The 13,817-nt window shown below is 67.3% G+C and carries 10 protein-coding genes; 5 read left to right on the top strand and 5 right to left on the bottom strand.

The genetic code is table 11. The features are described from left to right. The first annotated feature begins 37 nt into the window (after positions 1 to 37). Together VGK32_19465 and VGK32_19460 are read left to right on the top strand one after the other, a co-directional pair. Positions 38 to 367, top strand: a complete 330-nt coding sequence (locus VGK32_19465) for a hypothetical protein (GenBank protein ID HEY3383948.1) — start codon at positions 38 to 40, stop codon at positions 365 to 367. Between the two features lie 151 nt (positions 368 to 518). Next, positions 519 to 1,019 carry a redoxin domain-containing protein gene (locus tag VGK32_19460; GenBank protein HEY3383947.1) on the top strand — a complete coding sequence of 167 codons (501 nt, stop codon included), beginning with the start codon at positions 519 to 521 and terminating at the stop codon, positions 1,017 to 1,019. On the opposite strand, the gene VGK32_19455 is transcribed toward VGK32_19460, so the two are convergent. From VGK32_19455 to VGK32_19435, 5 genes are all read right to left on the bottom strand, one after another. After that, positions 1,003 to 3,090, bottom strand: a complete 2,088-nt coding sequence (locus tag VGK32_19455) for a CPBP family glutamic-type intramembrane protease (GenBank protein ID HEY3383946.1) — start codon at positions 3,088 to 3,090, stop codon at positions 1,003 to 1,005. The two genes, VGK32_19460 and VGK32_19455, sit on opposite strands and share 17 nt — an antisense overlap. Further along, positions 3,087 to 3,860 carry an ABC transporter ATP-binding protein gene (locus tag VGK32_19450; protein HEY3383945.1) on the bottom strand — a complete coding sequence of 258 codons (774 nt, stop codon included), beginning with the start codon at positions 3,858 to 3,860 and terminating at the stop codon, positions 3,087 to 3,089. Before VGK32_19450 ends, VGK32_19455 begins: the two co-directional genes overlap by 4 nt. Further along, on the bottom strand, positions 3,857 to 5,137 hold the full coding sequence (locus VGK32_19445) for an ABC transporter permease (protein ID HEY3383944.1): 1,281 nt from the start codon (positions 5,135 to 5,137) through the stop codon (positions 3,857 to 3,859). Before VGK32_19445 ends, VGK32_19450 begins: the two co-directional genes overlap by 4 nt. Before the next feature lie 31 nt (positions 5,138 to 5,168). After that, positions 5,169 to 6,719, bottom strand: coding sequence for a glycosyltransferase family 39 protein (locus VGK32_19440; protein ID HEY3383943.1), 1,551 nt, complete (start codon positions 6,717 to 6,719; stop codon positions 5,169 to 5,171). A gap of 136 nt (positions 6,720 to 6,855) precedes the next feature. Further along, the gene (locus VGK32_19435) at positions 6,856 to 7,752 is read right to left on the bottom strand and encodes a GGDEF domain-containing protein (GenBank protein ID HEY3383942.1); all 897 of its coding nucleotides are present in this window, start codon (positions 7,750 to 7,752) and stop codon (positions 6,856 to 6,858) included. A gap of 309 nt (positions 7,753 to 8,061) precedes the next feature. On the opposite strand from VGK32_19435, the gene VGK32_19430 reads away from it, so the two are divergent. From VGK32_19430 to VGK32_19420, 3 genes are all read left to right on the top strand, one after another. Continuing rightward, the gene (locus tag VGK32_19430; GenBank protein HEY3383941.1) at positions 8,062 to 10,197 is read left to right on the top strand and encodes a S9 family peptidase; all 2,136 of its coding nucleotides are present in this window, start codon (positions 8,062 to 8,064) and stop codon (positions 10,195 to 10,197) included. A gap of 41 nt (positions 10,198 to 10,238) precedes the next feature. After that, on the top strand, positions 10,239 to 11,084 hold the full coding sequence (locus VGK32_19425) for a 4Fe-4S dicluster domain-containing protein (protein ID HEY3383940.1): 846 nt from the start codon (positions 10,239 to 10,241) through the stop codon (positions 11,082 to 11,084). Between the two features lie 155 nt (positions 11,085 to 11,239). Further along, complete coding sequence (locus tag VGK32_19420) at positions 11,240 to 13,816, top strand: penicillin acylase family protein (protein HEY3383939.1); 2,577 nt, start codon at positions 11,240 to 11,242, stop codon at positions 13,814 to 13,816. The last annotated feature ends 1 nt before the right edge of the window (position 13,817 follow it).

Below are 13,817 nucleotides of genomic sequence, written 5' to 3'. Positions count from 1 at the left end.
CCGGCGCTTTGGTTACAATGCGCCCGAAGGAGGGACGATGGCGTACACCTACCATGAGCTGAAGGAAAAGACCGTCGGCGATCTGCGTGAGATTGCGAAAGGCGTCGAGCACGAAGCAGTTCGTGGCTACACCCAGCTGAACAAGGATCACTTGCTCGTCGCCCTCTGCAAGGCGCTGAACGTCACGACGCACGAACACCACGCTCTCGGCGGCTTCGACAAGTTGGCGACAAAAGTGGCGATGCGAGACCTGCGCAAGCGGCGAGATGCCGCGCTGGAGGCCCACGACCAGGTGCTACTCCGGAGCCTCAGGCGACAGATCCACACGCTCAACCACGACATCCGTTGTCACACGGCGAAGGGGTAGCCATCTCGTTCCTGCCTGGTCGGACCGTGCGGACACTGACGCTCTCGGTGCCTGAGGCATCGCGAAACGGTCGAGCGGGACGCGTTCGGCGCGGAGGACCGGCTTGAACTGCCGCGTTGCGTGTTGGCTGGCGATCGGGATCCTGACCTTGGTGACGCTCACCCGGGTCTCGGCGCAGGACGATGCGGGCCTGAAGCCCGGCGATCCCGCGCCCGCCTTCACGCTGCCCGGCTCGGACGGAAAGACGTACCGGCTCGCCGACTTCGTCGGCAAGCAGCCGATCGTGCTCGCCTGGTTCCCGAAGGTATTCGCCAAGCTCTGAGTGATTGATTGTCAGCCGCGCCGTGAGCGCGGCGATGCGCTGCGTGCGTTCGACGTCGCGTTCTTCGAGGCAAGCACCGATCCGGTGGAGCGAAACCGCGAGATCGCCGAGGTGCTCGATCTGCCTCATCCGATCCTGAGCGACCCCGGCCGCCGGGTGGCGCACGCGTACGGGGTGCTGGCGGGCGGGCGTCCCGCGCCGGCCCGATGGACGTTCTACATCGGCGTGGACGGGCGGATTCTCTTCATCGACAAGCAGGTGGTCCCGGACGGCCACGGCGAGGAAGTGCATGCGCGACTCGAAGCCCTCGGCGTTAGGCCCCGGAAGTAGGGGCGCGCCACCTCAGCCCGGGGTACGGCGTCCGGTTCCTCCAGAGAATCCAGCCACTGAGCGCGAGTGCCAGCGCCGCCGCGCCGTAGGTGGACGGACCGAAGGCCTCCCACGGGATGTTCAGCGAGGGCGACGACACGCCGAGCAGGTTGTTCAGGAAGTGCCAGAGCATCGCCGGGAACACCGAGCCCGTCACGAGCGTGATGCCGGCCAGCAGCATGCCGAGGTAGGCCGTCGGCACGAGACGGAAGAGCGACACGTGCATGAGGCCGAACATCGCGCCGATCGCCACGACGGCGACGATCGGATGGAACCGGCGGACGAGGCCGTGGAGGAAGACGCCGCGGAAGAGCAACTCCTCGAAGATGCCCGGCATGACGGCCACGAAGATCACCGCCTGCCACAGCGGGAAGTCCGCGGGCAACAGTGCCTTGCTGAACGCCTCGAGCGCCTGCGGAGGGACGGGGAACACGAGCGCCGCGACACGGAAGACGCCGATCCCGGTGAGCAAGCCTGCCGGTGCGCCGATCAGGACCGCCAGCCAGACCGCCGGTTTCACGGGCCGCAACGCGAGCGCGGTTCGCGGCTCGAGCCGGTATCGGGACAGGATCAGCGCGACGGTTCCCGTGAACAGGACGAGCAGGTTGACCGACACCTGCACGCGAATGTGCGACTCCCCGAGGTACCCCGACGTGAGGATCAAGATGCCCCACAGCACGGCGAACCATCGAAAGACGTGTCGGCTGAACAGCGGCGCGCCGCCGACGATCGCGACGCTGTCGGTCTGAGTCGGAGACACGAGGCGTTCGGTGGAGAGCGCGCGGACGGTCAGGCGGACCAGCCAGGCCGCGGCGGCGGCGTTCACCGCGAACGTCACGACGAGCATCGGCCAGTCGAAGCGGCCGGTCAGGATCTCCTTCACCGCGACCGCCACGTTCGACACGGGGATCACCGCGATGGCGGACCGGAGCTTCAGCCCTGGCAGGAACGCCGCGAGCGCGGGCACCATGCCGATCAGGAACACCGGCAGGAACAGGAACTGCGCTTCCTTGTACGTCCGGGCGTGGCCGGAGATCAGCAACAACACGGAGGCAACCAGCGCCGCCAACGGCAGGAACAGCGCGAGGATGAGGACGGTGGCGGCGGGATGGATCGCCGCGGAGAATCCCGCACTGGCCGGGATGATTTTGAAGCCGACGTAGACCAGCAGGTTGGCCACCTGGATCACTGTCGTGGCCAGCGCGACGAGAAGCACGGCCAGCAGTTTCGCGGTCACGATCTCGACGCGACCGGCCGCCGTGGTCAGCAGGGTCTCGAGCGTGCCCCGTTCCTTCTCGCCGGCCAGGCTGTCGGTGGCGACCGACGACCCGCCGGTGAGGAGGAACATCAGCAGCATCAGCGTCAGGAGCCGTCCGAGCGTCAGGCCGGCCACCTGTCCCTCGGTGGCGACGTTGGCGTTTGTGACGACGGCGACGTCGGCCACCGCCACCGGGAGCCCGGCCTCGGCCATCAGGTGTGCGCGTTCCAGGCGTCGCGTCTCACGCAAGGCGTCCCGCCATCGTGACGCGGCTCGCGACGACCGGTCCGATTCGCCGCGCTTGATGACGGTGACCACAGGCACGCCGGGCACCGGTGTCTCGCGCGCGCCGGCCGACCGATCTCCGGGCCTGGGTGCACCGGGTGGAGGGACAACGGGTGAGGCGGGCGCCGTCGAGGCCTCGACGACGAAGTCGAGCTGTTCCCGCCGCAATGCGGCGAGTCCATCGGTGACGACGATCTCCCGGACCCGCAGCACCGACGCATCGTTCGCCCGTTCCCGCAGGAGTCGCGCGACCGTCGCGTCGACGTGCGGCCGGACTTCGGCGGCGGCCGGTCCGGTCACGGCGAAGGTATACTCGGCGGTTTCGAGCCGTTGCTGGCGCCGCTTCTCCATGATCTGCGAGCCGAACATCATCAGCGGCATCAGCAGCAGGGGCAGTACGACCGACAGCACGAGGGTCCGCCGATCCCTCAGCAGCATCAGGATCTCGGTCCGTAGGAGTGTGCGGACGACGGCCGTATCGAGCTTCATGGCCGATCCCCGGCGGCGGGAGACTCGACATCCGGCCTCACGAAGTGCACGAAGATGTCCTCGAGATACCGGTGTCCAGTCGCCTGCCGCAACGCCGCCAGCGTGTCACAGGCGAGGATCCGTCCGTCGTGGATGATCGCGATGCGGTCGCACAGCCGCTCGGCCTCGCTCATGATGTGCGTCGAGAACATGATCGCCTTGCCTTCGGCCCTGAACTCCGCGATCACCTTCTGCATCTCGAGCGCGTTGAGGACGTCGAGGCCGACGGTCGGCTCGTCGAAGATGAGCACGGGCGGGTCGTGCGCGACGGTACGGGCGATGGAGACCTTCTGCTTCATCCCGGACGACAGCTTGTCCACCCGGGCCTTCGCGTACGGCCCGATTCCGAACCGCTCGACGAGCTGATCCACGCGCGCCGAGAGTCGCTCCGGCGCGTACCCGTTCACGCGGGCGAAGAAGTCGATCGTCTCCCGCGCCGTCAGGCGGGGATAGAGCGCCGTCGATGCCGAGTAGAATCCCAGGTGACGCCGGACCATTTCGGGCGCGGTCATCACGTCGTAGCCCATCACCGTCGCCGATCCGGCGGTCGGCTGCAGGATCGTCGACAGCAGCCGGAGCGTCGTCGTCTTGCCCGCGCCGTTGGCGCCCAGCAGGCCGAAGATCTCGCCCGGGTGGCACTCGAAGTCCACGCCGTCCACGGCACGCACCTCGCCCCGTCCTTCATCGAGGAACACCTTCTGCAGGGCCCGGGCGGTGATCGACGCGGTCATGCTCCCTCCACGGCGCCGCGCTTCGGCGTGCGCCCGAGAATCCGTCTCGAGAAGAACGTGGCGAATGAACCGCCGTAGGACCCGATCACGACGTCTTCGAACCGCAGGACGAACGTCGCGAGGCGGATGCAGACCGCAATCAGCACGACCGACGCGAGGCAGGTGACGGCGATCTGGGGCCAGGGCAGGCGCCCGAGGATCGCCTCCCGGATCATGAGCGCCACGTTCATCACCGGAACCAGCGCGCGAGGGGTGGTGAAGACAATGTCGGGATCCTGGATGAAGAAGACCGGGATGATCAGCAGCATGTAGAACGGCGTGATCATCGCCTGGCCCTCCTTGAACGTCCGGGCGAAGACGGCGAACATCATCATACCCGCCGCGGCGAACCCGGCCAGGAGCGCCGCGCCGGCCAGAACGATTGGCAGGCTCCACGGCGAGACCGCGAAGTCGAGCTGTTCCCCGGTCCGGGCGACGAGCGGCGCCAGGATCGGGCGGATCGTGGCGAGCATCGCGATCATGTTGATGACGCCGGCCAGGCATCCCAGTGTGGCCACGCTCAGGTACTTCGCGAGGACGAGATGGGTGCGCGACACCGAGAGCGTCAGCGTCGTTTCCCAGGTGCCTCGCTCGCGCTCGCCGGCCGTGCTGTCGATCGCCGGGTAGAACGAGCCGACCGCCACCATGATCACGAAGAAGAGCGGCAGCATCATGCCGAGGATCCGGCTGCCGACCTGGCGGCCCGTGGAGATATCACGGTCGGCGACCGTGAACGTGCTCCAGGTCGTGACGAGCACGCGCCGGGCCGTCGCCTCCCTCTGCAGCCAGTCGTCGCGGTAACGCTGGACCGCCGATGAGACGCGGTCGCGGGCGGCCACACTCCGTTCCTTCGACGCGTCGAACGTCACCCGCACCGCGAAGTTCCGCGGCAGCGCGGCCGCCGCCCCCTCGGCGGGCGTGAACTCGACGACCGCATCCACGTCGCCCGACCGTACCAGGTCCGCGGCCCGCCGGGGATCGGCCTCCGTGACCTGCTGGAACTTGTCCGTCACCTTCAGTGCGCTCGTCAGCGCCGGGTGGCCGGCGGGAAGTCCGCGCACGACGATTCGTGCGAGCTGTCCCTCGGTCTGCCCCATGACGAACGTGATGCCGGTGAACATCAGCCACAGGATCAGCGGGTACAGCACGAGCGGCATCAGCACACTGCCGACGACGATCGACCGCTCGCGGAAGGCCATCCGGAGCTCGTGCCGATAGAGCGTGAGAACGTCCTGCACCTTCACCTCGGCAATCAGACCCCGATCCGCGTCAGGGTTGGAAGAGCCAGAAATTCCGGACCAACTCGGTTCGTGGCACGTTGTCGAGATTCCCCAGCGCGCTCCAGCCCGCGAATCGTTCCTCGAAACGCGGCCGTTCCCAGGCGTCGAGCGCGATGTAGGGCCTGTAGCCGCGGGCGCGGATCGCGGCGACAGCCGCATCGAGGTCACGCGCCATCAGGAAGTCCCATCGGATCGTCTTGCGGCCGGAATAGTAGCGCAAGCTGCCCGAGTGCTGCATGGACAAGATCATGGCGTTTGGCGGCGTCGAAACGGCGACCCGATGGGCGGCCAGCACCGCCCGTTGTTCCTCCGCGCCGATGAGGAACACGAAGCGATCGGCCGCGACCTTCACCTGGAAGCCCATCACGGCCAGTGTCACGAGCACGATGACCAGCGAGCGCGAGCGCGCCGGCAGCGGACGGAGCACCCACGCGAGAGTGGCCACGCTCGCGATCAGCATGGCGGGATACGCCGGCAGCAGGAACCGCACGAACGACCAGTGGCCGAACGGCACGTAGAAGACGTAGCACGCGGCAACGGCCACCATGACGCCCGCCAGCAGGACACGCGGCGATACCGCTGCGGACGGGTGCCGATCCCACACGGGCAGCACACCGGGCAGGAAGAAGGCGATCGGGGCCAGCAGGACCAGCGGGGTCTGCGTGTCCCACAGCCAGCCGGCGTAGTGCACGAGATTCTCCGGACCGAATCTCAGCTTGTACAGCTGATCGAACGGCGCGTAGCCGGACTGCAACGGGCCGCCGTGCCAGTACCAGTCAAGGGCCGCGATCATCAGGACGCCGGGCAACGTCCCCAGCACGAACAGCGCGATGGAAACCACTCGGTCCCTGACCGGCGCCCGCGAGGAAGACGACAGGGTCGCCGGCACCGCGGCGTGCGTGGAACACGCCGCGGCGAGCGCCACGACGGCCGCGATCGGCACGAGGTTCGGCCGGATCAGCAGGGCCACCGACGCCGCCAATCCCGCGTAGAGGAAGCGCCGCCGCGCCCCGCCGAGGACCAGCAGGAGCACCAGCATCCACCAGGCGGTGACCGGCACGTCGCTCATCGGCCACATCAGTTGATTCAGGAACGCCGGACTCGTGGCCAGCAGCGCGGCGGCCGCCAGCGCCACCTCGTGGTCCACGAGGTGGGCGCCGAACCTGTAGGTCAGCCAGACGGCCAGTCCGCCCAGGAGGGGCACCACCATGAACAGCCCGGTCGGGCCCGCCAGCAGCTTCCCGAGCGCCATCAGGAGCGGGAGACCTGGCGAGTAGATCGGGACAACGGCGCGGGGGCGGCCGGGGACTGGATGGTACCCGATGGGGGCTACCGTCCAGTCCACATCCTGCCACGCGAAATCGAGCGCCCAGGGCTGCTCGATCCGCAAATGCCCGGCGAGCCACAGATCGGCCTGACTGACGTACCCGTAGGAATCCGATCCGCTGGCCGCGTTGGTGTTCCACCTGGCGCCGGCGACCGTCGTCAGGACGGCCAGCAGGATGGCCAGCCAGCCGATGATCGTTCCTCTCGAGGGCATCATCTCCCTACTGACGGCCGATGAGCAGCGAAACCCTGAGCAGCCACGCCGTCCTTCGCATGAGACCTCCAGGGCGAAGTCGGTCCAACCCGAGAACGGTGAGAGTGTAGCCGAGGCTCGGGACGATCGGGAACGGTCAGCGTGGCTCGAACACGATGGTGCGGTTGCGGCCCTGGTTCTTGGCGCAGTAGAGCGCGGTGTCGGCCGCGGTGATGAGGCTTTCCACGTCGCCCCCGTGCGCCGGGAACTCGGCGATGCCAATCGAGATGCGCACGCCGTACACGATGTCGTTGTAGCGGAACTCGCGCGCTTCCATCGTCTGGCGGATCCGCTCGGCGACCATGACGCTGTTCTCGACGTCGGTCTCGGGCAGGTAGCTGACGAATTCCTCGCCGCCGTATCGCCCGCTGACGTCCACCACCCGCGTGCATTCGCGAATCAGCCTGCCCACCTCCGACAGGCAATGCGACCCGACGAGGTGGCCGTGGGTGTCGTTCACCAACTTGAAATGGTCGAGATCCATCATCAGCACACCGATCGGCCGCCGGTAGCGCAGCGACCGGATCAGTTCGCGTTCGAAGGCGCGGAAGAGCGATCGTTTCGTCAGCAAGCCCGTGAGTTCGTCGATGTGGATCATTTCCACGATCCGCGACTGGTAGGCCACATCTTCGCGGTCGAGGATGGCGAACTTGAGAACCTGGCCCCCGATCCCGACCTTGTCGCCGTTCTGCAGCGGCGACTGTTTCACCGGCTCGCCGTTCAGCATGGTGCCGTTGGTCGAGTCGAGGTCGACGATTTCGAACTCGGGGACCTCGTCCGTCGTCCGCCTGATGATGGCGTGGCGGCGCGACACGCGGGTTTCCGGGACGACGATGTCGCAATCTGCCGTGCGGCCGATCGTCGTCTCGTCCTTGGTCAGGCTGTGGAGACCGCCGATCTCGTCGCCGTCGTACAGGATGATCGCAGGCACGCGGTTGCTGAGGGCCTTCTTCGGTCCGCCGATCGGCGGCAACTGCATGGTCCGGTCGTCCATCTTGGCTCTCCCCGGCGCCATGTTACCCGATCCGGGCGCCTGGAGTTGTCGGCGAACTGCGCGCGCGGTGCGAGGGCACGCGGTCTGCTACCGGACGGGCCCCGATGCGGCGGGCCGCGAGGCGAAGGCAATCGACGCCGGGCATCCAGAGCACGACGACGTCCGGATGGTGCCAGAGGCCGTTCAGCGGCTGTTGCCTGGATGCGCGGCGGGAGCCGTTGGCCGACGTGATCGTCGGCCCGAGAAGCTGATATCCTGCGTAGGGTCCGATTCGAGTTCGCCAGGTGCCACCTCATCATCGGAGTCCTCATGACGACACGTTCCGCCCGACTCGTTGCTATGCTGGTCGTGATGCCGTTGTTCGGCGTGCTGGCCATGGCCCAGCCGTCCGCTCCCACGCCTCCCGTCGCCAAGCGGATCGAGCACAAGCAGGTCTGGCACGGCGAGACGGTCATCGATCCGTACTTCTGGCTCCGGGAGAAGACCAACCCGGATGTCGCGAAGTACCTCGAGGCCGAGAACGCCTATACCGCGGCCATGACGGCAGGTCTCGCGCCGTTCCGCGAAGCGCTCTACAAGGAGATGCTCGGGCGGATCAAGCAGACGGACCTCAGCGTGCCGACGCGCGAAGGGAAGTTCTACTACTACTCGCGCACGGTCGAAGGTCAGCAGTACCCGATCTACTGTCGGAAGGCGGCTGCGGCGGATGGCTCATACGACCTGAAGGCGCCCGAATCGATCCTGCTCGACCAGAACGAGATGGCGAAGGGGCTGCCGTTCCTCGGTCTGGGCGCCGCACAGGTCAGTGACGATGGGAACCTGCTGGCGTATGCCACGGACACGACCGGCTTCCGGCAGTACGTGCTGCACGTCAAGGACCTGCGGGCCGGCACGGTGTTCACCGACTCGGCCGAACGTGTGACGTCGGTCGAGTGGGCGGCCGACAACAGAACGCTCCTCTACACGACGGAGGACAAGGTCACCAAGCGGTCGAACCAGCTGTGGCGCCTCACGCTCGGTTCCGCGCCCACGATGCTCTACGAGGAGAAGGACGAGTTGTTTGGGATCGGCGTCAGCCGCACCAAGGACAAGCGCTACGTCATCCTCGGCATCCAGAGCACCGATACCTGGGAGAATCGCTACCTCGATGCCGCCACGCCCACCGCGCCGTTCAAGGTCGCCTTGCCCCGCGAGAAGGGGCACAAGTACTCGGTGGATCATCGGAACGGGCTCTTCTACATCCTGACCAACAAGGGGGCGAAGAACTTCCGCGTGGTGACGGCGCCGGTGAGCGATCCCGGGCCGGCGAACTGGAAGGAGTTCATCGCGCACCGGCCCGACGTGCTCATCAGTGGCGTCGACCTGTTCAGGGACTTCGCGGTGGCCGTCGAACTGTCCCAGGGATTGAACCGCCTGCGCGTGTTCGATTTCGCGAAGGGGAGCTGGCGCGAACTGTCGTTTCCCGAACCCGTCTACTCGGCGTTTCCGGGCGCCACGCCCGAATACGAATCGCGCACCTTCCGCGTGAGCTACCAGTCGATGGTGACGCCGTCGGGGATCTACGACTACGCGATGGACACGCTCGACCGGAAGCTCCTCAAACAGCAGGAGGTGCTGGGCGGCTACGACCCGGCGCAGTACGCGACCGAGCGCGTCTGGGCGACGGCGCGCGACGGGGTCAAGGTTCCGATTTCGATCGTCTACAAGAAGAGCGTCCCGCGCGACGGCACGGCGCCGCTGTGGCTGTACGCGTACGGGTCCTATGGCTACGGCCAACCCGCCACCTTCTCGAGTGGCCGCCTCAGCCTGCTCGACCGAGGCGTGGTCTACGCGCTGGCGCATATCCGGGGCGGCAATGAGATGGGTGAGGAGTGGCACGACAACGGGATGCTGATGCACAAGAAGAACACCTTCACCGACTTCATCGACTGTGCGGACTACTTGATCGCGCAGAAGTGGGCGGCGAAGGATCGCGTGATGATCGAGGGCGGCAGCGCGGGAGGACTGCTGATGGGCGCGGTGACGAACATGCGCCCGGACCTGTTCAAGGCCGTTCACTCGGCTGTGCCGTTCGTGGACGTCATGAACACGATGATGGATGCGACGCTGCCGCTGACCGTGGGCGAGTACCTCGAGTGGGGCAACCCGAACGAGAAACCGGCGTACGACTACATGAAATCGTACAGCCCGTACGACAATCTCGAGAAGAAGGCATACCCGAACGTCCTCGTGACGACGAGCTTCAACGACAGCCAGGTCATGTACTGGGAGCCGGCGAAGTACGTGGCCAAGCTCCGCGGCCTGAAGACCGACAACAACGAGCTGCTGCTCAAGTGCAAGATGGAGCCGGCTGGTCACGGCGGCGCCTCGGGCCGGTACGACCGCCTGAACGACACGGCGTTCGAATACGCCTGGATGCTGAAGCAGGTCGGGATCACGAAGTAGCAGGCCGTCCGTCCTGCTCTTCGGCGAGGGAGAACAGTCACGTGCAACGCGACATCATCCGGATAGACGAGCAGAAGTGCGACGGGTGCGGGGATTGCTGCAACGGATGTCCGGAAGGGGCGCTGCAGTTGATCGACGGCAAGGCACGGTTGGTCTCAGAGATCACCTGCGACGGCCTCGGTGCGTGCGTGGGCACGTGCCCGCAGGGCGCAATCACGGTCGAGGTTCGCGAGGCCGCACCGTACGATGAACGTGCAGCGCTCGACCAGATTGTGCCGAAGGGCCCGAAGACACTCGAGGCTCACCTCGAGCACCTGCACGAGCACGGACAGACGACATTTCTCACTCAGGCGCTCGCCTGGCTGGCCGAGCGCCGGATTCCGGTGCCCGACTACCGGGAACACTCGCTGCACCACGGATGCCCCGGGTCTGCGCCCCGGAACCTGCTGCGGACAACCGCGGCCTTGGCCCCGACCGACGGACTCGCCAGCCAACTCACCCAATGGCCGGTGCAGCTTCATCTGATCTCGCCGATGAACCCGGCGTTTCGCGACGCCGATCTGTTGCTGGCGGCGGACTGCGTCGCCTTCGCGATGGCCGACTTCAACCAGCGCTACCTGCCCGGGAAGAAGCTGGCGATCGCGTGCCCGAAGCTGGATCAGGGACAGGAGATCTATCTCGACAAGCTGACGGCGCTCATCGATCAGGCCAAGGTCTCAGCCATCACGGTGATGATCATGGAAGTGCCGTGCTGCGGCGGATTGCTGCGCATGGCACAGACGGCCGCCGGGCGCGCGACGCGCCAGGTGCCGATCTCGCAGGTCGTGGTGGGTATCGACGGCGCGATTCGCCGGAGCGGGCCGGGCGCCGCAGCGCCGTCACGCTGACAGCCGGCATGGGCAGTCACTCGAGCAGGTCCGGTGTCTGCGGCGCGCTGAATCTGACCCTTGTCGGGTCGGACTCCGTCCCGACACGATCGGCACAGGTCAGCGTTCCGCTGTCAGCAACAATGGCCCCACACAACGGGGAGGCCGCGACACTCATGATTCAAGAGCGCATCGGCAGACTGGTCCTCGGGACGGCGTCGCATCGGCGGCTGCTCCGAACGAGCGCGTGGTCCATCGTCCTCGCCGCGTCCGCCGCCTTCGTCGGCTGGCAGGCAACACCTGAGGACGCCGCCGCGCTTGCCGGACAGAGCCGTGCGGCGCTTGCCCAGATCGACGGCACGATGACCGTGGCCGGTCTCGAGCAGCCCGTCGATGTCATTCGCGACACGTGGGGCGTGCCGCACATCTATGCTCGGACCGAGCACGACCTGTTCTTCGCGCAGGGATACGTAGCCGCGCAGGATCGCTTGTGGCAGCTCGACCTCTGGCGCCGGAGTGCCGACGGCACCCTCGCAGAGGTCGTGGGGCCAAGCGCAGTGCGGCGGGACACGTTCGCGCGCCTGCTGAGGTACCGGGGCGACCTCGATGCGGAGTGGGCCAGCTACGGACCCGGCGCGAAGGGTATCGTCGAGGCGTTCGTCGACGGCGTCAACGCGCAGATCTCGTATGTCAACGGGCATCCGGACAAGCTGCCGATCGAGTTCCGGTTGCTCGATGCGAGGCCGAAGCCTTGGACGCCAGACGTCGTGATCAGCCGCATGGCGGGCTACCTGATGGCGCGCAATGTGCGCAGCGAGATCCAGCGCGCTCGGCTGACGACAACGGCAGGCGCCGCGCGCGTCAGCGAGTTCATGCCGGTCACGCCCCCGACGTCCATCACCGTGCCGGAGGGCGTCGACCTCTCCGCGATCCCCTCCGACGTGCTCGACCTGGCGAGCGACGCGAGCGAGACCATCCGCTTTCCCGGGCCGCTACGTGGCCTCGCCGATCCGCCGCCCGCCTTCGGCTGGATCGGGCCGGCGGCGCTCCACGCGCAGGATGTGTGGGCGGAGGCCGGACAGACCACGGGTCCAGACGTCGGCGAGACCTGGCAAGACGAGGCGTGGCGGATCGGATCGAACAACTGGGTGATCGCCGGCAGCCTCACGGATACGGGCAAGCCGATCCTCGCCAACGATCCGCACCGCGTCATCGCGTTGCCGTCGCTGCGCTACACGGTGCACCTCGTAGGCCCGGGATGGAACGTCATCGGAGCGGGCGAGCCCGCGCTGCCCGGCATCGCCGCCGGCCACAACGACCGGATCGCGTTCGGCTTCACGATCGTCGGCATCGATCAGCAGGATGTCTACGTCGAGCGCCTGGATCCCTCACGTCCCGATCACTACGTCTACAAGGGCGTGTCCGAGCCGATGGTGGTCGAGCGAACGCGCATCGCCGTGCGGGGCGGCGATCCCAAGGATGTGGATCTGCGATTCACGAAGCACGGTCCGGTGCTGTACCTCGACACCGACCATCAGCGCGCGTACGTGCTTCGGTGGGTCGGCACCGAGCCTGGTACGGCAGGCTACCTCCGGTCGATCGCGCTCGACCGTGCTCGAAACTGGACCGAGTTCCGCGGCGTGGTGGCCGGATGGAAGGTGCCGTCCGAGAATCTCATGTACGCCGACGTGGACGGCAACATCGGGTGGATTGCGGCAGGCCTCGCGCCCATTCGCCCAAACTGGAACGGCCTGCTGCCGGTGCCTGGTGACGCGGGCCAGTTCGAGTGGGCGGGGTTCCTCGGGATCGATGACCTTCCACAGGCCTACAACCCTGTGTCCGGCTACATCGCCACCGCCAACCACAACATCCTTCCGCCCGGCTACACCAAGGTGCTGGGATACGAATGGGGCTCGCCGTTCCGGTTCAATCGGATTACCGAGGTCATCTCACGGGCCCGGACGGACGGGCGGAAGTTGACCGTGGCTGACTCGGAGCGGCTGCAGCACGACGCGACGTCGCTCGTGGCGCGCGCCGTGTGCGACGGGCTGCGGACCGCGAAGGCCGCGCGCGGCGGCGTGGACACCACCTCCACGCCGGAGCGGACCCGCGCGGTCGCGATGTTGACTGCGTGGGACCACGTGCTCGGCAAGGACTCGGCCGCCGCGGCCCTGTTCGAGTTGTGGGCCCCGAGGCTGTCTGGCAGGCTGCTGGCGCTCGTGCCCGCCGCAGACCGACCGTACGTCGGAGCCTCGCTGCCAACCGACCGGCTGCTCCGGATGGTTGCCGGCGCTCGCACCGATCCCGCGGTACAGGACGCGCTGCTCGGCGACGCGCTCGATCAGGCCTGGCAGGACGCGACGCGCGCGATGGGATCCAACCCGTCCACGTGGGCGTGGGGCCGAATTCACCGCGCGTACTGGGAGCATCCGCTGGCCGGGACGGCCGCCCGGCGGGACGTCTTCAACCTGCCCGACGTGCCGCGAGGTGGCGATGCCAACGCGCCGTTCGCCACGGGCACGGGTTCCCACCAGACGCACGGCGCGTCGTTCCGGGAGGTGATCGACCTGGCCGACTGGGATCGGTCGATGACGATCAACGTGCCCGGCGCGTCGGCGCAACCTGGCAGCCGGTTCTACGGGAACCTGCTCCCGATCTGGGCGGCCGAGCAGTACCACCCGATGCCCTACTCGCGCGCCGCCGTCGAGGCCAACGCTGCCGCGCGGCTGGCGCTGGTGCCGGCGAGACGATGAC

The organism is Vicinamibacterales bacterium (assembly GCA_036504215.1).
Taxonomy (GTDB): Bacteria; Acidobacteriota; Vicinamibacteria; order Vicinamibacterales; family Fen-181; genus FEN-299.
This window is presented reverse-complemented; position numbering and strand designations above follow the sequence as displayed.

What these genes read in the sequence shown, in the direction of transcription:
- VGK32_19465 (HEY3383948.1), top strand. Translation starts at nt 38, where the DNA reads ATGGCGTACACCTACCATGAGCTGAAGGAAAAGACCGTCGGCGATCTG.
- VGK32_19455 (HEY3383946.1), bottom strand. Translation starts at nt 3,090, where the DNA reads ATGAAGCTCGATACGGCCGTCGTCCGCACACTCCTACGGACCGAGATC.
- VGK32_19450 (HEY3383945.1), bottom strand. Translation starts at nt 3,860, where the DNA reads ATGACCGCGTCGATCACCGCCCGGGCCCTGCAGAAGGTGTTCCTCGAT.
- VGK32_19440 (HEY3383943.1), bottom strand. Translation starts at nt 6,719, where the DNA reads ATGCCCTCGAGAGGAACGATCATCGGCTGGCTGGCCATCCTGCTGGCC.
- VGK32_19435 (HEY3383942.1), bottom strand. Translation starts at nt 7,752, where the DNA reads ATGGACGACCGGACCATGCAGTTGCCGCCGATCGGCGGACCGAAGAAG.
- VGK32_19430 (HEY3383941.1), top strand. Translation starts at nt 8,062, where the DNA reads ATGACGACACGTTCCGCCCGACTCGTTGCTATGCTGGTCGTGATGCCG.
- VGK32_19420 (HEY3383939.1), top strand. Translation starts at nt 11,240, where the DNA reads ATGATTCAAGAGCGCATCGGCAGACTGGTCCTCGGGACGGCGTCGCAT.